At 42.1% G+C, this 25,566-nt stretch carries 21 protein-coding genes and 2 rRNA genes; 5 read left to right on the top strand and 18 right to left on the bottom strand.

The window, feature by feature from the left end; genetic code table 11:
- The first annotated feature begins 64 nt into the window (after positions 1-64).
- Complete coding sequence (locus HMPREF9200_RS02155) at positions 65-1,489, top strand: sodium:alanine symporter family protein (RefSeq protein WP_009353165.1); 1,425 nt, start codon at positions 65-67, stop codon at positions 1,487-1,489.
- A 273-nt stretch (positions 1,490-1,762) separates the two neighbouring features.
- On the opposite strand, the gene addA is transcribed toward HMPREF9200_RS02155, so the two are convergent.
- The 8 genes from addA to HMPREF9200_RS02115 form a co-directional block, all read right to left on the bottom strand.
- Positions 1,763-5,617 (bottom strand): helicase-exonuclease AddAB subunit AddA, encoded by a 3,855-nt coding sequence (gene addA / locus HMPREF9200_RS02150; RefSeq protein ID WP_009353222.1) that lies wholly within the window; start codon positions 5,615-5,617, stop codon positions 1,763-1,765.
- Positions 5,604-8,993 carry a PD-(D/E)XK nuclease family protein gene (locus HMPREF9200_RS02145; RefSeq protein ID WP_009353148.1) on the bottom strand — a complete coding sequence of 1,130 codons (3,390 nt, stop codon included), beginning with the start codon at positions 8,991-8,993 and terminating at the stop codon, positions 5,604-5,606. Before HMPREF9200_RS02145 ends, addA begins: the two co-directional genes overlap by 14 nt.
- Before the next feature lie 116 nt (positions 8,994-9,109).
- On the bottom strand, positions 9,110-9,607 hold the full coding sequence (gene queF, locus HMPREF9200_RS02140; RefSeq protein WP_009353151.1) for a preQ(1) synthase: 498 nt from the start codon (positions 9,605-9,607) through the stop codon (positions 9,110-9,112).
- Positions 9,600-10,100: a QueT transporter family protein gene (locus HMPREF9200_RS02135; protein WP_009353238.1), complete on the bottom strand. Its 501-nt coding sequence runs from the start codon at positions 10,098-10,100 to the stop codon at positions 9,600-9,602. Before HMPREF9200_RS02135 ends, queF begins: the two co-directional genes overlap by 8 nt.
- Before the next feature lie 81 nt (positions 10,101-10,181).
- The gene (locus HMPREF9200_RS02130; protein ID WP_009353157.1) at positions 10,182-10,703 is read right to left on the bottom strand and encodes a GNAT family N-acetyltransferase; all 522 of its coding nucleotides are present in this window, start codon (positions 10,701-10,703) and stop codon (positions 10,182-10,184) included.
- 89 nt (positions 10,704-10,792) lie between these two features.
- The gene (locus HMPREF9200_RS07995) at positions 10,793-11,767 is read right to left on the bottom strand and encodes a hypothetical protein (RefSeq protein ID WP_009353223.1); all 975 of its coding nucleotides are present in this window, start codon (positions 11,765-11,767) and stop codon (positions 10,793-10,795) included.
- A 16-nt stretch (positions 11,768-11,783) separates the two neighbouring features.
- Positions 11,784-12,494 (bottom strand): hypothetical protein, encoded by a 711-nt coding sequence (locus HMPREF9200_RS02120; RefSeq protein WP_009353235.1) that lies wholly within the window; start codon positions 12,492-12,494, stop codon positions 11,784-11,786.
- A 1-nt stretch (position 12,495) separates the two neighbouring features.
- Positions 12,496-12,978, bottom strand: a complete 483-nt coding sequence (locus tag HMPREF9200_RS02115; protein ID WP_009353211.1) for an ECF transporter S component — start codon at positions 12,976-12,978, stop codon at positions 12,496-12,498.
- 186 nt (positions 12,979-13,164) lie between these two features.
- On the opposite strand from HMPREF9200_RS02115, the gene HMPREF9200_RS02110 reads away from it, so the two are divergent.
- Together HMPREF9200_RS02110 and HMPREF9200_RS02105 are read left to right on the top strand one after the other, a co-directional pair.
- Positions 13,165-13,839 (top strand): response regulator transcription factor, encoded by a 675-nt coding sequence (locus tag HMPREF9200_RS02110; protein WP_009353177.1) that lies wholly within the window; start codon positions 13,165-13,167, stop codon positions 13,837-13,839.
- 108 nt (positions 13,840-13,947) lie between these two features.
- A complete protein-coding gene (locus HMPREF9200_RS02105; protein ID WP_009353180.1) occupies positions 13,948-15,222 on the top strand; it encodes a cell wall metabolism sensor histidine kinase WalK in 1,275 nt (424 codons plus the stop codon).
- 67 nt (positions 15,223-15,289) lie between these two features.
- Here the strand turns inward: HMPREF9200_RS02105 and HMPREF9200_RS02100 are convergent, their stop codons facing one another.
- The 3 genes from HMPREF9200_RS02100 to HMPREF9200_RS02090 form a co-directional block, all read right to left on the bottom strand.
- A complete protein-coding gene (locus tag HMPREF9200_RS02100; protein ID WP_009353183.1) occupies positions 15,290-16,501 on the bottom strand; it encodes an MFS transporter in 1,212 nt (403 codons plus the stop codon).
- A 156-nt stretch (positions 16,502-16,657) separates the two neighbouring features.
- A complete protein-coding gene (locus HMPREF9200_RS02095) occupies positions 16,658-17,089 on the bottom strand; it encodes a MarR family winged helix-turn-helix transcriptional regulator (RefSeq protein ID WP_009353190.1) in 432 nt (143 codons plus the stop codon).
- Between the two features lie 30 nt (positions 17,090-17,119).
- A complete protein-coding gene (locus HMPREF9200_RS02090; RefSeq protein ID WP_009353240.1) occupies positions 17,120-17,536 on the bottom strand; it encodes an Rrf2 family transcriptional regulator in 417 nt (138 codons plus the stop codon).
- 332 nt (positions 17,537-17,868) lie between these two features.
- Between HMPREF9200_RS02090 and HMPREF9200_RS02085 the strand changes: the two genes are divergently transcribed.
- A complete protein-coding gene (locus tag HMPREF9200_RS02085; protein WP_009353152.1) occupies positions 17,869-19,239 on the top strand; it encodes an NCS2 family permease in 1,371 nt (456 codons plus the stop codon).
- A gap of 254 nt (positions 19,240-19,493) precedes the next feature.
- On the opposite strand, the gene HMPREF9200_RS02080 is transcribed toward HMPREF9200_RS02085, so the two are convergent.
- The 5 genes from HMPREF9200_RS02080 to HMPREF9200_RS02060 all read right to left on the bottom strand — a co-directional run bounded on the left by HMPREF9200_RS02080 (position 19,494) and on the right by HMPREF9200_RS02060 (position 23,287).
- Positions 19,494-19,796, bottom strand: coding sequence for a hypothetical protein (locus HMPREF9200_RS02080; protein ID WP_009353198.1), 303 nt, complete (start codon positions 19,794-19,796; stop codon positions 19,494-19,496).
- 219 nt (positions 19,797-20,015) lie between these two features.
- Entirely contained in the window at positions 20,016-20,798 is a 783-nt protein-coding gene (truA, locus tag HMPREF9200_RS02075) for a tRNA pseudouridine(38-40) synthase TruA (RefSeq protein ID WP_009353224.1), read from the bottom strand.
- Positions 20,795-21,601, bottom strand: a complete 807-nt coding sequence (locus HMPREF9200_RS02070) for an energy-coupling factor transporter transmembrane protein EcfT (protein ID WP_009353163.1) — start codon at positions 21,599-21,601, stop codon at positions 20,795-20,797. The genes truA and HMPREF9200_RS02070 overlap by 4 nt, the downstream gene beginning before the upstream one ends.
- On the bottom strand, positions 21,591-22,460 hold the full coding sequence (locus HMPREF9200_RS02065) for an energy-coupling factor transporter ATPase (protein ID WP_009353242.1): 870 nt from the start codon (positions 22,458-22,460) through the stop codon (positions 21,591-21,593). The genes HMPREF9200_RS02070 and HMPREF9200_RS02065 overlap by 11 nt, the downstream gene beginning before the upstream one ends.
- Complete coding sequence (locus HMPREF9200_RS02060; protein WP_009353204.1) at positions 22,445-23,287, bottom strand: energy-coupling factor transporter ATPase; 843 nt, start codon at positions 23,285-23,287, stop codon at positions 22,445-22,447. The genes HMPREF9200_RS02065 and HMPREF9200_RS02060 overlap by 16 nt, the downstream gene beginning before the upstream one ends.
- Positions 23,288-23,540: 253 nt before the next feature.
- Here HMPREF9200_RS02060 and HMPREF9200_RS02055 point away from each other — a divergent pair, with 253 nt between their 5' ends.
- A complete protein-coding gene (locus HMPREF9200_RS02055; RefSeq protein WP_009353214.1) occupies positions 23,541-24,269 on the top strand; it encodes a hypothetical protein in 729 nt (242 codons plus the stop codon).
- A 569-nt stretch (positions 24,270-24,838) separates the two neighbouring features.
- Here the strand turns inward: HMPREF9200_RS02055 and rrf are convergent.
- Positions 24,839-24,955 (bottom strand): 5S ribosomal RNA (gene rrf / locus HMPREF9200_RS02050).
- A gap of 63 nt (positions 24,956-25,018) precedes the next feature.
- A 23S ribosomal RNA gene (locus HMPREF9200_RS02045) occupies positions 25,019-25,566 on the bottom strand; the annotation flags it as partial.

The raw sequence follows: 25,566 nt of genomic DNA, 5'->3' as shown, positions 1-25,566 counted from the left end.
CCCTATCTTCCTATGATATACTATAGAAAATATGCTATGTCCATATAAAAGAAAGGATGTCCTTATGCAAGAACAAATCATTCAACTCTTGGGCGATGTAAACGGATTCCTCTGGAATAACATCATCATCGCTCTCCTCATCATTGCCGGTGTTTGGTTTACAGCAACCACACGATTCGTGCAATTACGACAACTACCAGAAATGTTCCGTATTTTAAAATCTGGTGCAGGAGAAAAAAGTAAAGGTGACCATCACATTTCTCCATTCCAAGCATTCTGTATTAGCGTGGCCTCTCACGTGGGTGTTGGTAACATCGCTGGTATCGCTATCGCTATTGCCTTAGGTGGTCCAGGGGCTGTATTCTGGATGTGGTTTATCGCGCTACTTGGCGCAGCTACTAGTTTCATCGAAAACACATTAGGTCAAATCTATAAAGAGCGCTTACCTGATGGCTCCTTCCGTGGCGGTCCATCCTATTACATTCGTCATGGTTTGAACAGTCCGTTCTTATCTATTTTATTTGCCATCTTAATCAGCGTTACATACGGCTTAATCTACAACTCTGTACAAGCAAATACCATTGCTATCGCTGTGCAACCATGGAATATCGACGCCTCTACAACAGGTCTTATCGTAGCAGCTTTATCTGCTCTTGTTATTTTCGGTGGTGCAAAACGTATCGCTCAAACAGCTGAATTTTTAGTGCCTTTTATGGCTGGTTTATATTTCTTAATCGCTTTATACATCGTCATCTCTAATATTTCTGTATTACCAACTGTGATTTCCGCTATCTTTACACAGGCTTTTACTATTGATTCTGCGACAGGCGGCTTCATCGGTGCTGCTGTAATGCAAGGTATCAAACGCGGCTTGTTCTCCAACGAGGCCGGCGAAGGTTCTGTACCAAATGCATCTGCTTCTGCTGATGTAAACCACCCTGTAAAACAAGGTTTAATTATGTCCCTTGGGGTATTCGTTGATACCATGTTTGTATGTACTGCCTCTGCATTCATCGTTCTTGTATCTGGCGAATATGTGCACACAGATCTAACAGGTATTGCCCTTGTTCAACACAGTATTGGACACCAATTAGGCTCTTGGGCTCCTGCAGTCATCGCATTATTTGTATTCATGTTTGCCTACAGTTCCATTATCGGCAACTATTTCTACGGCGAAGTGAATATTGCGCACATGACAAAAAATAACAAATTCGCTATTAACCTATTCCGTGCTCTTGTTATCATCATGGTCTATGTTGGTTGTATTGCTGAATTAAATCTTGTTTGGAACTTAGCTGACTTGTTTATGGCATTCTTAGTGCTTTGCAATATTACCTCTATCTTGCGTTTAGGCAAATTAGTAACCATTGCACTCAAAGATTACATGAATCAAAAATCTAAAGGTATTGAAGATCCAATCTTCGACCGCGCTATTTTACCAACTCAAAAAGGTATTACTTGGTGGCACAAAGGTCATGAAAACGAATAATACTATACTGAAAGGGTCCCCCTCGGGACCCTTTTTCGTACCCTAGTATATAGGTGCTGTGACCCCATACATTACATAATCCGCATTATTTAGAATAAGAAGAGGAACGTTGGCACAGAGTGCACAACGTTCCTCTTTTTTGTTCTGTTTTGTATTTTGATTGTATTAGTTTACATGCCTGTATTCAATCACATTTGTTAGTAGCATTACAACATATGTAGAATATATTTCTAAACTATCAATTGGATTACTGCCATTGCTATGCTAGAAATATTATACCGGTATAGCCCGCTCCAATCGGAAGGAATAGATGTATACCTCTTTTACAGGGTATGGGGTCAATCGTTCCAAGGCTTCTTTATAGAGCATGAGCTGAATGCGATAGCGCTCTACTAGAGCCTCTTCATCAAGACGGTCTGTTTTATAGTCAACTAGCACCCAAGATCCCTCTTCTAAGAATGCTGTATCGATGATACCTTGTAGGAACAGATCTTCCCCGTCTAGCATCTCTGGGTATACACGGTTCGCAGGAAATAGCATACTAAATGGCAACTCTCGTTCCACTCGCTGTGCTGTTAGCAATCGTTGTCCTAGATCAGACTGAAAGAAATCATAAATCCGTTTTTCACTAATCGCCTTCCGTTCCTCATCAGTCAGGTATCCTTGTAATGCTAGCAAATCCAAGGCTTGTCGCAAAGATGGTCGTGTATACTGTTGCAACGGCAACCACTGCATCACTTCATGCATGAGGGTTCCCCAACGAGCACCACTGCAAATCGGTGTGGACTCTCTTATAGAGGCTAAAGTTACATCAAAAGGACCTAGAGCTACTGAGGTATCCTCTACCTGAAGATTCTCCCCACCCACAGCTGATGTACCTAGTAAGGAATCTTCTGTATCATTAGTACTTCCAGTTGTTCTATGTTCCATCGCATTAGGCATGATAGATTCTGTCGTTTCCTCATCATCATGACTACTTGTATCACGCTTATAGTCCGGCTCAATCATCTGTTTTGCCAATTCTTCCAGCTCCACAAAGCGCCGTTTAATTTCAGATACAGAAATTTTCCCCGCCCGTTCCGTAGAACTTTCATAAGCATACACAGAGGTCAACCGATCTATCACGACAGGGTCCAATGGTGGCGCTTCCACTGGTAATTGAGCTCGCACTTGTTCCAGAATATCTACTTCTACAGACGGTGTTTCCTGTGAAACACTGTAATCATTTCCATCATGAACGTGGAAGGACACTGGACAATCTTTGTACGGTATATCTGGGAGTTGCGGGCTTTCCACCTCCGCAAATTGGCGCAACTGCGTACCCCCTGCTACGTGGCGAGCTAAACTTCGCAAGATCCAATCTAAATAGGAATTACACCCTAGAATCTGCTCTTTCGTAAAAGCACTTTCACCCCACTGTAAGACAGGCGCTACCCATTCACCCATTTTCTTCGTCGCAGGTCGATCCGTAGAGCCATTGATAGACCCCTTCATATAACCTGTAATATACAGTTTATCTTTAGGCCGAGTTAATGCTACATAAAGGATACGCTCCTCTTCAGCTTTCAAATTTTCTTCCAAAGCTTGGTGCACGAAAATCCAAGGTAAGGAATTATACATCACACGCAAGTCTGGGAAATACCCTTTCAAACCCACTCCATATTCCTTGTGCAATAGCAAGGACCGGTTCAAATCCATTTTGTTAAAGCCCTTTTGAGTGCCCATGAGAAACACCACGGGGAACTCTAAGCCCTTACTTTTGTGGATGGTCATAATACGCACCACATTGTCCGCTTCACTCACCGTTTTGGCAACGCTTAAATCTTCTCCGGATGCCTGCAAGCTTTCAATAAAGCGCAAGAACCGGAATAAGCCACGGTAATTGCCACTTTCATATTGTTTCGCTCGCTCATACAAGGCCAGCACATTGCCACGACGCACCAAGCCATTTGGCATGGCGCTCACGTATTCTACCACATGCAAGGTGTCGTAGATGTGCCAAATTAAGTCCGTAATGCCTTGACGGCGAGACATGGTCCGCCAGGTGTCCATGGAGTCCACAAAGCGAATCCATCCTGCATTCTGGGAAGCTTCTACAAATGGGCGCAACCCGCTCCACAAGCTGTTCTCCCCTACAGACAGACGAAGACGTCCTAAATCGTTGGCATCCATCCCAATAAGAGGCGATTGCAAAACGATGGCCATAGGCAAGTCCTGCTCTGGATTATCGATGATTTGCAACAAGGACAGCACAAACTGCACTTCCATGGCACTGAAATAGCCGGATTTCTCCTCTGCATAGGCAGGGATGCCCTCTCGCCGTAGTAGGTCGATCATTCGGCTCGCTGACCCAGAGATAGATCGCTTCAAGAGTACAATGTCTCGCCATTCCATGAGCCGGAAGGTGCCGTCTTTATCTTGTACCATGGCGCCATTGTTCTTTAACTCTTGGATTTTACGGATCACAAAGAGCATTTCTTTTTCATCGTTCTCTAGGTCTTCTCCATCTTCAGGGTCTGTCTGTGCCTTGTCTTCATCACAGCAAAGAACGTGCACTTCTACATCACCACCTACCCATTCTGGTGGCGCCTCTTCTACGATGCGACCTGTGTGGAGAGCTTCTGCCTCACCATAGGTAAGCCCTGCCCCTTCATCGGTCATAATTTGCGAAAATATAAAGTTCGTTACATTTAGAATCGCTTCATGGGAACGGAAATTTTGGGACAAATCGATACGCCGTTCCACACTGTTCACATCGTGATCAAACCGATGGTACTTTTCCATAAATAGCTGCGGATCTGCCATACGGAATCCATAAATCGACTGTTTCACATCGCCCACATAAAAACGATTGTCCCCACGAGATACTAAATTCACGATAGCCTCTTGGACGCCATTCGTATCTTGGTATTCATCGACCATCACTTCTTTGAATGTATCCTGTAACTCCAGTGCCACCTCAGATGGCTTGAGTTCTTCTGTAAATTCTGGGTCTACTAATAAGGCTAAGCATAGATGTTCCAAGTCGGAGAAATCGATCATACCCGCTTCTTGCTTTGCCTGCTGAAAATCCTCATGGAATCGTTTCACCAGCTGGATGATACCTCGTACCAACGGCACTAAGTACTCCATTTGCTCTCGCCAATCTGCTTCCGTAATAGCAAAGACACCTTTCGGCATGGCTTGCAATATATCTTTCCCTTCTGCCAAGATGGCTTTAATTTCACTCAAGATAGCTGGATCGCTTTCATTCATGGCCTTCGTGGCACGAAGTACGGGGAAGCTAAATCCCCCAATGCCCACTACACCGACATGCATAGCATCCCAAGTGTCTGCCTTTTGCATGGCTTGTAACAGTGTTTGCAGTTCACTGACCTTATCCATCCATTTGTCGAACCCATTGCCTAGGGTAGCCAAGCGCTGTGCCTCTTCATAGCGCTCTAATAGATACTCAATTTGCCGTTGTTGTTCTTCCCAAAATAGGGTGCCCCATGTAGTTTCTCGCAATGTCTGGTGCAAGGCACTTTCATACGTTTCACATACGGCATCTAACCAACGCATAGGCTGACTTTGAGCCAAGGCAAAGTTGTAAATTTGAAACACGGTCTCCCGCAAGACCTGATCAGACCGTTCGGTGCTGAACATGTCACTCACATCGTAAATGTTATACAGCCCCTGTTCATAGGCCTGCAGCAAAATCGCATCTAGCACCTCGTAGCGCATGAGCGCCAATTCCCCTTCATTGCCGATGGTGAAAGACGGATCTATATCTAGTTTATAGAAGTAACTGCGGATCACCCATTGACAAAAGGAGTGCAACGTAGAGATATGGGCGGACGGCAACATATTCAATTGTTCTTCTAAATACTCGTCTCCGGTAGCTTGAAACTCTTCCGCTAGTTTCACCCCGATACGGGCTTTCATCTCTGCGGCTGCCGCTTTTGTGAAAGTCACCACCATCAGTTCTTGAATACTTAGCTCCCGCCGTTTTAGACGTTGTATCATGCGCTCTACGAGGACTGCCGTTTTCCCGGACCCCGCCGCCGCAGACACCAAGATCGTTTGGGACGGTAACTGCCCCGGTCTAGGCGCATCAATGGCGCTCTGTTGCGCATCAGTCCATTTCATAGGTAGCCCCTCCTGTTTGTAATGCTTCCATCTTCTCCAATGCTTCCTCTTCCGTCATGGTCTTAATATAGCGATATCTGTTGCGAGTTCCATCAAAGCGACATAAGGCTTGGAACTCACAAAATTCACATGGTCGCCGTTTATCCTTTTGGTAGGGACTGATAGGAAATTCTCCATCCATCATCTGTGTACCACTGTTGGAAATTATTTGCTTTGTATATTCCTTCATAAGTCCAAATTGTTCCATCGTCTTCAAACTCTTGGATGTGCGACTATCCGGAGTGCCATCCTTTTTCAGAACAATCGGTACATAAGGGGAATTACTTTGGTAAGCTCTCGTCACATCTAAGGATTGTAACACTTCACCGTCTACAAAGTATCCACTGTTTTTCAACTGTTGTCCTTCCGATTTTTCTTCCTCTGCCCGTCGGTGATTCACTACTTCAGACAATTTCACTTGCGGATTCCGTACATAGGTATAGAGGGCAGCCGCCGTGCCAATTCTATCTTGTGTATTCTTTTCCAATGCCAATAGATAGGTCATTAATTGCAATTTCAAGCCGTAGTAAATTTCATCAGCTCGCACCGTAGTGCCCCCTGATTTATAGTCAATCACTGCCGCATAATGACCAAGAGGTCCTCGATATTCATCGACACGGTCTATTTGACCGCGCAGTACGATACTTTCGCCATAGTTTTTACCCAATGGGATGCGCACTGGACGCCAGTTAGATGTGCCCATGCCAAAACTTTGCTCTATTTCTGTAGTGGAAAACTCGCTTTTCTTAGACCAATCTACGAGACGTGCTACCGTAGCAGATAAGGTAGATGTTAATCGAGTATACAGTTGCGCTTCGTACGCATCTCGCTCTTCTGTGCCCATCACCGCATCTGCTGCTTCATGGCATAAGGATTCTTGTTCTTCCTCTGTTACATCACGCCATTGTCGGCCCTGTTGTAATAGATACTCCCCTAAATAGCGCAACGTATCGTGAAGGAAGGTTCCGATTTCAGGAGCTCCAAAGGATTTTACCTTCCGTGGGGCTAAGCGTAAGGCATATTGAGCATAGAAACTGTATGGGCAACGATGATATCGTTCCAATCGTGTGACGGACCCCGTTAAGGCATCACTGCGTAGCAACAACCCTCGTACAATGGACTGCTCAATGCGTGGCACCGTATTGGAATCAAACATACCTCGTGTGGCGAAGAACACCTCACCTCTGTAGCCCATTTCTATGCCCCAGTTATAAAGACTCCACCAAGTAGAGGAGATAGGATCTCCTTTCATAAGGGCACTCATGCGACTAGAAAAGAGGCCTAAACTCTGGGATGGTCGCCACAGATAGTCCTGTTCTCGTCCCTCTGGCATAGATAGTGGTGCTTCTTCGATAGTTTTCACATACCCATATTGCTGTAAACGGCGCACTACCAAAGATGGTTCCATTTTAGACCCTTCTTCATCGGATGTGACATAGGACAGATGCAGTCCTTGGCTAGCACGAGTGCAGGCTAAATAGAATAAGAAATTTTCATTGAACATTTGCCCTAAGGCACCCGCCGCTAGTTGCACACCTACCTTAGCCAACGCCGTCCGCTCTTGGTCACGCAGAATGCCTTCGTCCCCCATTTTACGAGGAAATACGCCCTCATTGAGGCCTAGCACATAGACTTCCTTCGCATCTGTCATATAACTGCGGTCGATGGTGGTAATCGTCACATGGTCCAACGATGGCGGCACCAAAGAGTAGGTCACTTCACTGAGTCCTTCTTCGATGATAAGACCCATCTCCTCTGCGTTCAACTCCTCTGTGCCCGTCACAGATGCACATTCCTCTAGCAATTGAATAGCATGTTTATAAAGCTGTACATGGCTAGCACTTTCTTGTACATTCCCACGGTCCTCTGCTTCGTCATACCAATGTTTCAATTGCTCTGGAATGTGCCAATCTTGCATAGTTTGGAATAGGAACTCACTCCATTCCTGTCCCGTATGTGACAGTTTACAGAAATCATAGATTGGACGCAAATATTCCAGGACGCGCATATGTAAAGCCTGCATCACAGCTCGTCGCTCTTCATCGTCCTCGCCACCATAGGTCCACACATCTCGTAACCACGCCGCCCCTTGAATGCCATATTCTAAACAATAGTTTTCTAATCGGTCTACTTCTTCCCGTGTGAAAGGCGCAAAATCCGTTTTCAGTAAGCGGAATACCGCATCATGATCAAAAAAGGTGCGATGTACATGGAAGATACCTTGCAAAAACTCCGCCAAAGGATGGCTAGTCATCATCTTCCGTTGATCCGAGAAGAAAGGAATGCCATAATTCATGCAAGCTTTTTCCAGTACATCACCGTAGGACTCCATGTCCCGTAATATAATGGTACAGTCTTTCCAGCGATGTTCCCCTTCTTGACGATATGCTAAAATCTTACGACATATCGCATCAGCTTCCCGTTCTCGATTGTAGGCACTTACCATGGTCAACGAATCTTCGGTGGTATTCGGTTTCATAGGTGTTTTAAAAAATTGTGTGTTCAATTGTTGCAGCACAGGTGTCCCTCGATAGACGGTGTTCATATCATGCACTACTGCCTCTGGATACCAAGTCATCATATCTCGGTAGGTCTCCCAAACACGGAAATACATAGATCCCTTGCGACTGTGCACCTCTTCCTCCAAGGATGGCAAACTGATTGTCATATGACAGGATTCACTAAGGGAAAACAACCGTTGAATCAAGCGATACTGCAAGGGCGTAAACCAATGGAATCCGTCCACAAAGACATGGCACTGTTTCATCAATGGCGACTGTGGCAATAGGTCGATCAATGTTTCCATAGAATCTTGGACGCCTAACTCTTCCATCGCTGTATCATAGCGTTCTAACAACAAGGATAATTCTTGTAATTTACGGCCCAACACCATGGAGTCCACTTGTTTCACAGCACCTGACAAATCCTCCGGCGTTACACCAAAAGCTTTACACTCCGTCAATAGCCCTTGTATAACATCTCCAAAATGAGGTTGCTTCGCCGCTTGTTTAAATAAGTCTAATTCTCCCGATGATCGCTTTAACAAGACCCGAAGGACTAGTTTTTTGCCAATTTCCGACAGGCCTTCTTCTTTCACTTTCCCTAAGGATTGATACACTTGATAGGCTAGCCGTGTCATGCCCACCACACGCACCGTGGTGAACCCTTTTTCCTGACGAAACTCTGCTAGTTTGCGTTCCATCATATACGTCGCAGGATCTGGCACAAGGACGATAATCTGGTGGTCTGGATGGTCTTGTAAAATTCGTTCTATCTCTGCGAAACAAGCCGTGGTCTTTCCCGTACCCGCTCCGCCAATATATAACTGTGGTTGCATGTCCAACTCCTTTTCCTCTCAACACGTTGTATCTATCTCTATCCTATCATGTCTAGGGCCGTTAGTAAAATTGCCAGGTCCCTCAACCGATTGACCTGGCAATAGTATGTATGTAATTAACGATACGCTACCCGTTTCGGTTGCATATCGTGAAAGTGCAAGCGCTCCTTCGCCGTGGCTTCCCAATCGGTGCCCGGTTTGCCATAGTTGGCATACGGGTCAATAGACAAGCCCCCACGAGGTGTAAATTCGCCCCACACTTCAATGTATTTAGGCTCCATCAATGCCACTAAATCTTTCATGATAATATTGATACAATCTTCGTGAAAGTCTCCATGGTTGCGGAAACTAAATAAATATAATTTTAAGGATTTACTTTCCACCAGTTTTTCATCTGGCACATAGGAAATGTAAATCGTTGCAAAGTCCGGTTGCCCCGTCATTGGACAAAGACTGGTAAACTCTGGACAATTGAATTTCACAAAATAGTCATTCCCTGGATGTTTATTAGGAAATGCTTCTAGCACCTGCGGTGCATAATCTGTAGGATAGTCCGTATGGCTACCTAAAGCATGAACACCTTGTAATTCTGCTGCATTACGACCACTACTCACGAACTAAAGCCTCCTTATTTTTATAGACTACTTTCTCCAATGCATTGATCAGGAAGTAGCTCACCACACCACACACGAACTGACCTACTACGAGGGAGCTCACTAATACCCAGTACGGAACTGGCAAGAAATAAGTCAACCAAATTGGTACAATCAATCCTGGTACAAAGGTAATGATAGGAATCAATACCCAGTTGCCTAAGCCTTGGCGCTTCGCAAGAACGATTAGACCTGTTGTCAATAAGCCTACGATAGCTCCACCGATAGCATCCACCATACCAAAACCGCCCATCACTGTATTACTTACAAAGTTTGCAATACCAAAAGCTGGAATGGTGAATGGGAAGATCGCTGACAATCCATAAAGCGCTGTAGCAATACGCACTTGATACTGACCAAAGGCAAAGCCTTGTGTACCGATCATAAGCGCCAAATACATGGCGATGGAAATGGCAGAAATCGTCAATCGTTGTGTGTTGTTAAATTGTTTCATTATAACTCCTTAGTTTTGTTTACAGACAGGAGGATCTCGAACTGTCTATCTAATACCTACTACGATATAACTCGTAGTCACCTAGAACATTTCTAGGGTTTTAAAAAGTTCCGGGTATTCCAATGTACCATTGAGAGGCTCCGCATTAGGATCTAATCGAATCCCCATCATATGCTCCCGGTCCAATCCTTCTGGTGGTTCTACACCAAAGTTATGTGCAAAATCATAGCCCAACCGTGGGTAGTACACATTACTACCGTACACGAACAAGTAGGAATATCCCATCTTACGAGCCAATCGTTGACCCTCTAAGACAAGAGCTCCCCCTACGCCGTGTCCACGCATAGACTGCGCCACAGCTAGTAAGCCCAAAATAAGCACATCTTGATCACCAACTTTGCCGCGCAGGAACATACCATACCCTGCAATGGCATTGTCGATGACCGACACCAAAGATAACTTAGGAATATACGCATCAGACTCACGCAATGCTTCCACTAGTTTATATTCTCGTCCTGTACTGCGATCTGCATTAATATAAGCTTCACGCACGAGAGCTGTGACCGTATAAAATTCGCGTTTCTTCTCTTCTCGTATAATCATAGTTCCTCCGCTTCATGATGAAAGTACACCAAATGGATTGCTAACCTTTAGTATACCGAATTTTTTCGATAATAGCAAATATCTTTCCCTTATTTCTTAGCTTTCTTCGCTAGTCTCTCTCGTTCTTTTTGCTCTTGTTTTGCCAATCTTTCTTGCTCCTTAGCTTGCTGTTTTGCTAGCTGAGCTTCCTTGTTAGCCTCTTGCTTTGCTAATCGAGCTTGTTCTTTTGCCTGCTGTTTCGCCAATTTTTGTTCTGCTTGTAACTTAGCTCGTTCCGCCCTTGCCAAATGTTGCTGCTCTTTCTTTGCCAATGCCTCTTGTTTTCGTTGAGCTTTCGCTAACTGGCGTTGGGCTTGTGTGTCTAACCGTTCCTGTTTGCGTTCTGCTTTTTGCAATAAAGCCCACTCTTGTTTTGCCACTTTCATAAGTGGTCGTTGTTCCTTTTTAGACGCATCCCATTGACCCCCAGCCATAGCCTCTTGCACTTCTCCATCAATAGGCTGTAAGGCTACGTTTCCTTCTGCCTTCACCGAAGGCACTACTAATTCTAAATGGCTTCGCTGAGATGTTCCTTGTTGAAAAGTGCGCACTTGTACTAACCCATGATTTGGCAAAGCAGATGCATCAATTTGGAAGGATTCCATTTTCTTTTGGATTTCTTCTTTCGTCAAAGCTGGTTCCACTGCTATTGGTGTTCCCTCATCAGCACTATCTATTTGAGCTTTACCTGATTTTGCTTCTTCTTGTTCAATTTCATAATTCATAATAGAACGACGGTTTTCATTGTACAATCGCAATGCCAACATGCGATCACTTTCATTCATAGTTTCACGGCGTGCCACCACATCTGCCATCATAGGGATCAATTCTTTTCTAGTGAATGCTCGTGATCCTAAATCTACCCCCTTAGTATCCGTAATCGCTCCATGTTTCACCAATGTCATAAGCGCTTGATATTCCCAATCAGGAGGACTCACTACACCATATGGGTTTGCCTCTGCTTGAGCCACTGTCAATCCACCGGCTACCAATGCCAATGCTATATAATATCGTAATTGTTTCATATCTATATCCTTTCTATTACCTATGCCGCCCTACATACTGCGCCTTAGGGAACTCTCCTAACCATGCTGTTTCACCACTGGCACGAACAGATACAACCACTGCCGTAGCTGGTCCACCACTATGATCTAACTCATCATCAGTCAGTTCTATGGACTCCATAGATGCCCCTTCTAAATAACTTAACACTGTCAACTCTTGGCGGATGCCTCTGGAGCCAATAGGCACCACACGGGATGTACTAGGATGTGCCAAAGCTCGTCGGACCTCATCATAGGTAACAATCCATTCTGGCTGTTCTAGCACTTCATTACCTACTAAGGGTTTTCCTAGTACGTACACAGCATAAGGTTCCCCTGTACCAAGCATTTCTGGCTCCCCGATTCCTAAGGCAGTAATCCCTACAGAGGTAGTGCTTACTTTCATATTGCTTTCATGGCTGCCATTAATTGGTACATCGATACCTAATGTATCCAATTCCGCTTGAATTCCCCTTATAACAGGTATCACTACCGTATCATAGTCACCACCAATGAGATATTGAATTCCTTTTACTATACCTTTCGCACATACAATTTCTAGCATCGCTACACGAGTCGCAAACGCACCTACCATAGAGTAGGGCGCTTCTAATACATCATGTTCTTGCAAACCGATACCACTACTAATATCACTAGCAACAATCCAATCTACACCATTTTGCAAAGAAATTCTTGTTATATCTCGCATATTATCTACCACCAAAAACTTTAGTCAGCTGACTGACCACCAGTGCTGCTCCCACATAATTTACTAGATAGGCTAAAGACAAAGGCACAAATAAAATTGCCACAACTTCTACACTGTGCATCATCCATGATGTCACAACTAGACCTAAACCTACATTGATGATATACCCTACTATACCACTTACTACATAAGAGAAAGATGAAGTCCTCTTACGCATACAATATCCTATACTAGCCCCAGTACAAGCCATGATCAAAGCTACCACCACATGCATAGGTACACTAAGAGGAAATCCGGTGAATACAGCCGTTGCTAAATGCCCTAAGGCCCCAAGCACAGCACCTGCTACAGGTCCTAGCAGTAAGGCTCCTACAAAAGCTGGCGACGAATCAAATCCAATGGAATACACACCAAAATGAATCTGTCCGCCTATAGCACAAAGAGCAATCAATAAGGCATAGACCGTAATCGTTCTAATATTCATAATACCCCCTCCTAGGGAAGAATAACTCATACTATTTCTATGTTTATTATAGGTGACCCCACCGTATAAAGCAATCATTCATGGTCTTTTCATGTACAACATCTATACTTTTTATATACATCTCTTTAATCTATTTTGAAAATACGTTACAATACAAATATACACCTTAACATGAAAGGAGCACCTATGAAAGTCTTAATTGTTGAAGATGAACAAATGCTGAATAATATTATTGCCAAACGTTTAAAACTAGAATCTATGATTGTAGATCAATGCTTTAACGGAGAAGATGGATTAGATTATATTTCCACATCTAGTTATGATGTGATCATTATGGACATTATGATGCCAAAAATGGACGGTCATGCCGTAGTACAACAAATGCGTGAAGAAGGTAACAAAACCCCGGTTCTTTTCTTAACTGCTAAAGATACATTAGAGGATAAGGTATCTGGTTTAAATTTAGGCGCTGACGACTATTTAGTAAAACCATTTGAATTTGACGAACTCATTGCTCGCATCTATGCGTTAGCTCGCCGTGGTCGCAATCAAGCTACAGAAGATATTATTGCAGGGCCAATACGCATCAATCAAAAGAGCCGTTCCGTTCTTCGTAATGGAGAGCCTATAGCATTAACTGCCAAAGAGTTCGACCTACTCTTCTATTTAGCAAGCAACCAAAATATCGTTTTATCTCGTCAACAAATTCTTGACCATGTGTGGGAATACGACTATGAAAGTTACTCCAACCTAATCGACGTATATATTAAAGACCTGCGCAAAAAAGTGGACATCGACGAAACTAAAAAATTAATTCAAACTGTTCGTGGCGTAGGCTATGTGTTCCGCACCGAGGAATAATCCATGCACGATGTAATCAAACGCTGTTGGAACTCCATAGAGACTCTTCTCTTGCGAGTTCCTTTGGTATATAAAATTACTAGTTGGTACTCTATTTTTCTACTGCTAATGATATGGCTATTAGCTACCTTTGTAATCCAATTCACCCATATTTTGGACCAAAATGAAATCCGTACAGACTTACAAGAGGCTGTCATTGAATCCGCTAGTGCCCCTAAAAAGTTTAAGCCTTTTGATGACGGTATCTTTCTCTTAGTCTATACCCATGATGGAGTCGTCTTACGAGGTAATGTACCTGATTTATTTCCAAAAGAGGCTCCTCCTTCCTTTGATGCTATCACTGAAGTGAGTCATCAGAACCGATCTTTTCTATACTACGATGCTCCCATTCAGCATCACCATGGTATGCAAGGCTATATTCGTGGCGTCGTACCTATGGCATTCCTTGATAGAAAGTCAAATAGCATGTTCTTCGCTTTATTATTCGGTGGTATTCTCTTCGTTACGGTTGCTGCTATTGGGGGCTATTGGATTATTCAACGAGGTTTAAAACCAGTACGTACCGTTACCAATTTAGCTGCACAAATTTCATTAAAGCGAGATTTATCAGAACGTATTGAAAATATCCCTGAATCTGGAGATACTATCTATCAATTAGCTTCTACTTTCAACCATATGCTCAGCAGTTTAGAAGAATCTTCTAATCGTGAAAAGCGCTTTAATTCCGACATTTCTCATGAATTACGTACGCCTATTGCTGTCATCCAAGCTGAAAGTGATTACGCTCGCCAATATGTAGCCTCCTTAGAAGAAGCAAAAGAAAGCTTTCAAAATATTTTTGTTCAAAGTAAGGGAATGGCAGACATGGTCTCACAATTGTTAGAAATTGCTCGCCTTGATAGTCTAACCAATATAGATAAAGAACCTGTCCCTCTATCCAAAGTGGCTGAACAATTAGCGCATACCTATACTCGATTAAGTAAAGAGAAACATCTTACTTTTACCAGCCATATTAATGAGTCTATCATTGTTTATGGCAACCAAATCCTATTGCAACAGGCAATGGCCAATCTTTTGGACAATGCTTTCAAATTTGCCCATACGAGAGTACACTTGGAAGTCTCCTCAGGATCTACCATTCACATCTCTGTTCAAGATGATGGTATTGGTATCCCTCCAGAAAGCATCCCTTTAATTTGGGATCGATTATACCAAGTAGACCCTTCACGTACCTCGAAAGAAAATAAAGGTCTTGGTTTAGGTCTGTATTTCGTACAAAATGTAATACAATTACATGAAGGCACACTGCAAGTAGAAAGCACACCGGATGTAAAAACAACATTTGGCTTTGAATTACCAATTCATAATAATTCTGAAATATAACAAAAGAGGATATCTGACAAAATTGTCGGATATCCTCTTTCTTACTTCACTCACTATATATAGTCTATCAAATGTATTGAATATTTGGTCGATTTCCATGGATTTTCAACACTAAATAGCCAATGATCATCATTCCTATACCTGCCACCAAGAATACATAGGATGTACCCCAATAGGTGGCTACTATGCTAGCAAACAGCGGTCCTATCATATTTCCTAATTGTTGGGATGTCGTGGCAAGTCCGAATACTCGGCCACGCACTGATGGATCTGTATTCACGGTCATAGCTGATCCAAGGGATGGGAATATACCTACAATAAATACGCCAATAAGTAATTGCAAGGCCCCAAACCACCATAATCCAAACGGTAAACTTTGCAATAATAATACAGTTCCAGTACCCATTAGCCCATAAGATATAACTCTAAAGTATCCTCGCCGCTGTCCATAAGCAGCCCACACATTAGTCATAATCATGCCCATCACACCACCACCGCTGAGAATGGACCCTGCTAACATGGCAGCCCCTTCCATGGACCCTTTTAATTCTCCCACATAAATGGCCACAATAGGTTGTAGCATAAGCATAACAGCTTGCACTAAAAAATATAATCCTAAAATATGGAGTAGTACCTTATTTTGTTTTGCTGCTTGTAAATCTTCTGAAAAAGAAGTTGTTTTTACAGAAGCTTCACTTTCCACTTGTGGTTCTTTTACAAAGATAGCTATTGCTGCAGTGACGATAAATAAAGTAATCCCTGCCACCATAAATACAGGCCGCATCCCTACTGCTAGTTCTGTCAACCCTCCTGTTAAGGGACCCACAGTATTCCCTAGGACTAAACCCATCTGAAAGATACCCATCGCCGTACCTACACGTTCTTTTGGCACAGACAATGATACCATAGTCATAGCAGCTGGCATAAACCCATTGGCAAAACCTTGAAATGCACGAACTAATAAAAATTGATATTCATCTTGTACAAAAGCGCCCCATAAATACGATAGGCCAATCAAAATCCCTGCTCGGATTGCCATTAATTTCTTTCCATGCTGATCCGCTAATCGCCCCCACACAGGAGCCATAATGGCAGCAATAAAAAATGAAATAGAAAATGACAAGCCCGACCAAAGAGCTAACTGTTCCTGTTCCACACCGAGCTCTAAAAGATACACGGGAAGGAAAGGAATGATCATTGTATAACAAATGGCAAGCAGTGACATCCCTATAGTAAGAATCCACACTGCCACCATTCCTGTTTGTTGTAATCCTTTCATACTTTACTCCCTCTAGATATACACAAATTGTAACCTTATTGTAACACATCTACTGTAAGGCCCCAACAAATCCCCTCCATAGACAGGGAAATAAAAATAGAGGATAGTTGATATACTATCCTCTACTCATTGTAACTATAAGTAGATTGTCACTATCTAGCCTTTGACATTGTGTAAGACTTTACACAACAAATTCTGTAACAATTGAAGCTCATCTTGAGATAATCCCAATTTCGTTTCAATTAATTTTGGAATATGTCGAACTTTTTTCTCCAAAGACTTTCCTTTTGTTGTTAACGTAATCATCATAGAACGCTCATCTTGTTTAAATCGTTCACGTATAATTAAGCCTTTTTTCTCTAGCTTCCGTAACAGTGGAGTTAATGTTCCCGAGTCTAAATAGATTCTCTCTCCAATCATTTTTAGATTCGCTTCTTTATATTCCCAAATAACAGACATTGCAAGATATTGTGTATATGTGATCCCCAACTCAGAGAGTTCTGGTTGACATGCTCGCAAAGCTTCTTTTGCTGCTGCATATAAAGGGAAGCCAATTTCTTGCTCTACCTTTAATTTCTCTTTTTTCATCCTAAAATTCCCTTACCTCTTTCTTACAACTTACACTGAAAAATGTCGGTCAATAACATCTTGAAGCGTTAAACTTTGCATATATTCACGCAAATGATTTTGTAGATGTTCCCATAATGGCAATGTACGGCATCCTTCGCTCATCGGACATGTGTTCACATCTTCCTCTAAGCAAGCTACAACTGCAATAGAATCTTCTGTAGCAGCAAGAATATCATAGACCGTATAGTCTTTTGGCTCTTTTGTCAGTTGGTAACCACCATACTTACCACGAACACTTTTTACATATCCTGCTGCACTCAATCGTGCTACAATTCCTTCTAAATATTTATCAGAAATATTTTGGCGCTCCGCCATTTCACGAATAGATACATTGCGATCTACACTGTGCTCTGCCAAATCAACTAGCACGCGTAATGCATATCGACCTTTAGTAGAAATTTTCATAAATAATACCTCTTCAAAAGTAGGATTTATACCTAATCTATATTATATATAGAACAACGAATTTTGTCTATATAGATTGTGTACATATTTAGTACCTATATTGCATAAGTAGCACTCACAATATGCATATGAGCAATATATTTTGTATATTTACACATACTGAAAACCACTGTCGCCTACTAATGTACTCCATTATAAACTTATTAGTATAATTTATATAATTTTATAAGTTTTATAATTTTTTTAAATAAATTGACTCAAAAAACCTATCCTAACCTTCTAGTCTATGCTACAATAAGGATGTAATTTTATTTATTACTAGGAGGTTCACCATGTTAGAACGCGTATTCGCCTTAAAGGAGCGAAATACTACAGTCCGTACAGAAATACTAGCAGGACTGACGACTTTTATTACGATGGCATATATTTTGCTATTAGCTCCCAACTTACTAAGCCTAGCTGGTATGGATAAAGATGCTGTATTAATTGCTACAGCCTTGGGTGGTGGTTTAGTCACCATTGCCATGGGAGTATTTGTTAATTATCCTATTGCTTTAGCACCAGGAGTTGGCCTATTAGCTTTTTATTCCTTCACCGTGGTTCTAGGTATGGGATTAACATGGCAAACAGCATTAGGTGCTGTATTTATTTCTGGTCTTGTATTCCTTGTACTGACTCTGACGAAAATCCGTCAACTTATTATTGAAGCAATTCCTTCTTCTTTAAAGATTGCTATCACCGTAGGTATTGGCTTGTTCATTTGTATCATTGGTTTGAAACTATCTGGACTTATGACTATCGCCTTATCCTTACAACCTGGTACATTGAACGACATTGTAACTGCCAAAGGTCATGGAGCACCAGCTGCATCAGAAACCTTATTAACATTAGGAAACTTAAGCAATCCTGAAGTGCTTTTATCTCTTTTCTCTTTGTTCTTCTCTGCCGCTCTCATGGCTCGTCGTGTCCCTGGATCTCTATTAATTGGTGTTATCATCACATCTATCATTGCTTATGCAACTGGTATCGCTACTTTACCAGAATCTTTAAGCATTATAGCAGTCCCTGATTTCAGTAAAATTGCCTTTATGGAATTGGATATTTCATCAGCATTCCATGTTGGACTTATTACTATTATCTTTTCATTTACTTTCGTTGAGCTTTTTGACTCCATGGGCACACTGATTGCTACTGCCTCTAAAGCAGGCATTGCAGACCCTAAAAAGGGTGAATTCCCAGGTCTTGGTAAAGCTATGATTGTAGACTCCCTTGGCGTTAGCTTCGGTGCTATGCTTGGTTCTAGCACAATTACTGCATTCGTTGAAAGTGCTGCTGGCGTAGGTGCTGGCGGTCGTACAGGATTGACTGCTGTTACTTGTGGCATCATGTTTATTCTTTGTCTATTCTTTGCTCCATTAATCGCATTAGTTCCGAATGCAGCTACAGCTCCTGTACTTATTTTAGTAGGAGCACTAATGATGGAAGCTATCCGTGAAATCGACTTCTCCGATTGGACAGAAGGTTTCCCTGCCTACTTAGTTATTGTATTAATGCCATTTACATACAGTATTGCTAATGGTGTTGCCGCTGGTCTTATTGTATATCCTTTGATGAAGTTTATCACTGGCCGTCATAAAGATGTACACTGGTTTATGTATGTACTAGGTGCGATTGTATTGGCAAAATACATTTGGTTTGAATAACATACTGAATAACATATAAAATAACTCCAAATACAATAGAGGAAAGTTGATTCCATCATCAACTTTCCTCTATTTTTTAGATTCTATAATACATGCTAACACTACTCATATAAGAGTACTCGCCAACTTGTTTTACATGACAATAGGCCATATCTCTCTATACATCAATGAAAGGGTCCCACAGGACCTTTTCATTGTATTTCGTATGTATTTCATATGGCTCTAATCAACAGGAATCGGACCTAACCCTTATACTACAGCAAGTCGTCTTCGTATACTGCTTCTTCAAAGAACAATGGCAACAAATCTTCGCTATATTCGTTCATATCGCGGCCTGTTTTAGAGAATACCACAGACGCTGCAAAACGCATTAACTCCGCTTCATTCTCTGGATTGTTCACAAATTCTTCAATAATTTTGTCCATATCTAAATGGCGCTTCATAATGAATCGAGCTAATTTACGACGATTCACCGGATCATTCACCAATTCATCTACATCAATAATATACTCTGGCATTTTGATCGCAATATGCGTGTGGATTCCGTCTTCTTTCATGATAACCTCCTACATTGTACGCCCTATCCTAGGGCTACACTTATATATTAACAAATGTGATGTTTCACAACAATTTCATGGCAATTTCAGCAATTTCATAGCAATTACATAACTACTTGTACCCATTCTTCAACTTTCATAGTAACCTACCAAAATCGGTCATAAACCTAAGTACATCTAGTCATTTCCTGTACTCCTTATACATATCTGCATATCTGCCTATAGGTTCGCTATGCTCCGTACCCGCTCTTGTAAGCTAGCCTCATCAGTAAACACCGTATCTAAACACAGTCCATGGGCAGGCGCTGTTTTCCCGATTAATTGTCTATTCTCACTAGCTATGATACATAGCACATCCTCTGGTTGAAAGCGGCCTAAGCCTACATCCACCAAGAATCCTGCTATATTCCGCACCATGTGATACACGAATCCATCTCCTAATACATGGATTCTGACGGTTGATCCCTGTTGGCTGACTTTTACAGCATACATAGTTTTCACTGGATCTTGTATCGTCGTATTATGGCCTTTGAAAGTACTGAAATTATGTGTTCCTTCTAATGCCTTTGCGGCTTGCTTCATGGACGATATATCCAATGGTTTGCGCACATGGTAAGCATAACGCAGTTGTAGTGGGTCCACCACGGCATCATTATGAATGGTGTAAATGTATTCCTTCCCTTTCACATAATTCCGTGGATTCCAATCCGATGGCAACTCCTGTGCCTCACGGACCACGATATAGGGTGGCATATGGGCAATGAGGGCTCTCATTAGATTATCTACGGGAATCTTACCCGTAGTAGTGAATGCCACTACTTGTCCTCTAGCATGGACACCTGCATCCGTCCGAGAAGACCCGTAAATCGTGATAGACTCATTACAAACCTTAGATAAAGCTTCCTCTAAATAGCCTTGCACCGTAGGGCCATTCTGTTGTCGTTGGTATCCACAAAGCTCTGTGCCATCATAGGCGACGATGAGTTGTATGGTTCTTGTCATATACCAAATCCCCACCGCAATACAGCTAATAGAAGGCTCACGAACACCACTGCGCCAATACCATAGAAATCTAATGGGCTATAGCGTAATTCTTTCATTCGTGTACGACCTTCTCCACCTCGGTAACAACGAGATTCCATAGCTACTGCCAATTCATCGGCACGGCGGAAAGCACTAATAAATAATGGCACAAGTAAAGGTACCATATTTTTAGCCCGTTTCAGTAAGGATCCTGTAGTAAAATCAGCACCACGGGATTCTTGTGCTTTCATAATGCGGTCTGTTTCCTCTAATAGTGTCGGAATGAATCGCAAGGCAATGGTCATCATCATAGCCAATTCATGGGCTGGCACACCAAAACGTTTCCATGGATTTAGGAGTCTTTCAATACCATCCGTCAACCGTATAGGCGATGTTGTATAGGTCAACAAGGAGGAGAATACAATTAAGAAAATCAATCGTCCTGCCATAAGGCCACCCAAATTAAGACCTTCTCGACTGATATGAAGCCAACCATAGGTAAATAGATATTCTCCCGGCGTGGTGAATACGTGAATAGCCAAGGTGAATACAATGATAATCCACAAGGGTTTAATAGACAGCCACACCAGCCGCACTGGTAAATGAGATAACCCCAAACATCCGAAGGTAAAGGCTGCTACAATGCTATAGGTCACCAAACTGTCCGCAAAGAAAATAGCAATGATGAAAATCATAGTGGCTATAATCTTAGCCCGTGGGTCCATGCGATGTAACAAGGAATCTCCTGGAAAGTACTGGCCAATAGTAATATTACTTAGCATGGTGCACCTCCTTGAGATACTCGTAAATATCTGCTACTGCCTCATGGACATGGACACGGTCAATATTGACAGGAATATTTCGCTCTGCTAGGGATTGTAATGTTTGCGACAATGGTGGTACATCCACGCCAGCAGACTGTAATTTCTCACGGTCATTATGGAAAATCTCAATAGGATTGCCATCTAATAAGACTTGCCCTTGGTGCATAACAATCAATCGATTCGCCATGCGAGAAATATCTTCCATATTATGGGATACAAGGATAACGGTAATCCCTTTTTCCTTATGTAGTTTCAGGATTTCTCCAAAGATTTCTTCTCGCCCAAATGGATCAAGTCCAGCAGATGGTTCATCGAGAATTAAATAGTCTGGATCTAAGGCAATGACACCTGCAATGGCCACACGGCGCATTTGTCCACCCGACAAATGGAAGGGAGACCGCTCTGCATAGGTATCGTAGTCTAAGCCTACAAATTGCATCGCTTCTCGCACACGGCGGTCTACCTCTACCTCATCAAAGCCTAAATTTTTAGGTCCAAAAGCAATGTCTTTAGCAATGCTTTCCTCAAAGAGTTGATGCTCTGGATATTGGAATACCATACCCACTTTATGACGTGTATGTTTTACTGTTTCTGTTTTACCTACTAGGTCCACACCATTCACTTTCACAGTGCCTGTAGTAGGATGCAATAAGCCATTTAAATGTTGAACTAAGGTGGATTTACCAGACCCGGTATGGCCGATGATGCCTACAAACTCACCTTCGTGAATGGTCAAGCTCACATCGTGAAGAGCCGTTTTTTCAAAAGGTGTCCCCTGTCCATAGGTGTAGGTGACATGTTCTAATTGAATTGACATATGGCCTCCCCTAGTTCTTCATTAGTAGTAATGCCCTTTGGCATAGTTACCCCTTTTTCTTGTAAGCGCACCGCAATCTCTGACGGCACCGGTACATCTAGACCAAGACCTTTTAACGTATCTACATTCATAAATACATCTTTTGGAGCTCCTTCATCGATGACCTTACCTTGTTTCATCACAATGATACGATCTGCTAAAGCTGCTTCTTCCATAAAGTGCGTAATATATACGATAGTGATACCTTCTTCTTTATTGAGACGGTACACCGTATCCATGACTTCTTTGCGTCCTTTGGGATCCAGCATAGCCGTTGGCTCATCTAATATGATACATTTCGGCTTCATCGCTAAAACACCAGCAATGGCGATACGTTGCTTTTGCCCTCCTGATAATAAGTGCGGACCATGTAAAGCATAGTCCGACATATTCACAGCTGCTAATGCAGCATCCACACGTTCTCGAATTTCTGGAGCTGGTACCCCTAAGTTTTCTGGACCAAAAGCCACATCTTCTTCTACAATGGCTGCCACGATTTGATTATCTGGATTTTGGAATACCATACCCACATTTTGGCGAATATTCCAAATTAATTGTTCTTCTTTTGTATCCATTCCTAACACGGTAACGGTACCAGATGTAGGTTGCAATAGGACATTAAAATGTTTGGCTAGAGTACTTTTACCACTCCCATTGGTCCCTATAATACTGACAAACTCACCTTCATGAATGTGAACACTCACATCCTGTAAGGCGTGCACCTCACGGCCCATTTCGTCTTGGTACACATGACTCATATGGTCCGTAGCGATCATAACTTGTTTCATTTTTTATCTAATTTCCTCTCTACGTAAGTACAATTGTTACTTCGTATTACAATCTACTTCATTATACCTTGTAGAGAGGTTTAGGACAATAGGCAACCTTGGGGAATATTGTTGGGTTTACAAATGGTCTCTTAATTCTATATTTTTCTTTTCATCTATGGTTATATGAAGTCAAGAAAGTGGAAAAATAATCTAAATTATGATATTCTGTAAGCATATTTATATATTATAAATTATATAGGGGGTATATTTTATGAAACGTAAGTATTATATGATTGCTTTATTAGTAAGTGCATTAACAGCTAGCCTATCACCATCTACAGTAGATGCAAAGCAGGGACACGATATTAATGTAGCTATTAAAACTACAATAAATCCTGCATTAGAAAAGCAGCCTCAAGAAAATCCAAATAGTATTTCTAACAGAATAAAAGATATCGTATCCCCAAAGTCTATGACAATAGGAACCATCCCTAAGGGAAACCTTTATATTCCCAAAGATACACCTATTACACTAGAATTAACACAACCTATTAGCTCTAAAAAAAGTAAGAAAAATACTAGCTTTGTTCTAAGGACTGTTGATAATTTAATTCTTAATGGAACAATCATTATTCCAAAAGGTGAAGAAGTTAGAGGTAAAGTGATTGATTCTCATGGGAATGGTATGTTTGGTCGAGGAGGCCGTTTAATTATAGATATCCCAAGTATTAAAACTCTTAATAATGTAACTATTCCACTTAACGGGTATGTAAATGGATATGGTTCTGATGATACTGGTGCTGTTGCTGTAACGGCAGTAGTTTCATTAGTAGGGGGATTCTTTATGCGTGGAGAAAATATTTACTATGAACCTGGTCAACTATTTACAGTAACAGTTCAAAAAGATACAGATTTAGAAGTAACCCCTGAGACATTGGTGCAAGCAATGGATCAAAATAAAGTTCGTGGTCAATCTTTAGAAGTAAAGGTTGCGAATTAAATATTGATATGTAAAAAGACCATAATGAACTGATATAGTTCATTATGGTCTTTTATATTGCCCTAAATTATTATTGTTTGAAGAAAATGGCTCTCTTTGTACTTTGTCAGTTGCAACTTCCTATTTATTCCTAGCTGTGGATTTTATGCGCCCTTCGGGCTTTAAAACCTTACGACACTGCTTTTATCCGTTATCCTTTTGTTCCTGACTGTGGATTTTATACGCCCTTTTAGGGCTTTAAAATCTTACGTCAGGAACTAAGCGATGCTCTATGATTTATGCGTCGCTTCTTCTTTTTTTACCTTTTTACATTTTCCTTTTCCTACTTTGTTCCTGGCTGTGGGTTTTATTCGTCCTTCGGGCTTTAAAACCTTACGCCAGGAACTAAGCGATGCTCTATAATTTATGCGTCGCTTTGCTCCTTTAAATCATGAGCCCTGCTTATCCCAGGCCTTATCATATATAACTTAGTTGCTACTTGATCAATCTGGCTGGAAACGGCCAGACCAAAATAATATATTAAACGAGAAAATAAAAAAGACGCCTTTCGGCGTCTTCTTTATTTTCTTAATCAGCAACTTCCTATCCTCCCAGGCCGTTTCCAGCCAAGTACTTTCGGCGTTTACGAGCTTAACTACTGTGTTCGGGATGGGAACAGGTGGTTCCTCGTAGCCATCGTCACTGAATTTGTCAGGGTGTTCCCTGAAAACTACATAGAAGAATAATATAGTAACTTACAAGTTTTTGTTTAAGTAAAGCCCTCGATCTATTAGTACCAGTCAGCTCCATGCCTTGCAGCACTTCCACACCTGGCCTATCAACCATGTCGTCTACATGGGATCTTACTAGCTTATGCTATGAGAAACCTCATCTCAAGGCTGGTTTCACGCTTAGATGCTTTCAGCGTTTATCCGTCCCGAACGTAGCTACCCAACTGTACCCTTGGCAGGATAATTGGTACACCAGCGGTTCGTCCACTCCGGTCCTCTCGTACTAGGAGCAGCCCCCTTCAAGTTTCTTTCGCCCGCGATGGATAGGGACCGAACTGTCTCACGACGTTCTGAACCCAGCTCACGTACCACTTTAATCGGCGAACAGCCGAACCCTTGGGACCTACTTCAGCCCCAGGATGTGATGAGCCGACATCGAGGTGCCAAACCTCCCCGTCGATATGGACTCTTGGGAGAGATTAGCCTGTTATCCCCAGGGTAGCTTTTATCCGTTGAGCGATGGCCCTTCCACTCGGCACCACCGGATCACTAAGCCCGACTTTCGTCCCTGCTCGACTTGTTGGTCT

The organism is Veillonella sp. oral taxon 780 str. F0422 (assembly GCF_000221605.1).
In the GTDB taxonomy this organism is placed as follows: Bacteria; Bacillota; Negativicutes; order Veillonellales; family Veillonellaceae; genus F0422.
Note: the sequence above shows the minus strand (reverse complement) of the source record. Positions and strands in the feature narration are given on the sequence as shown.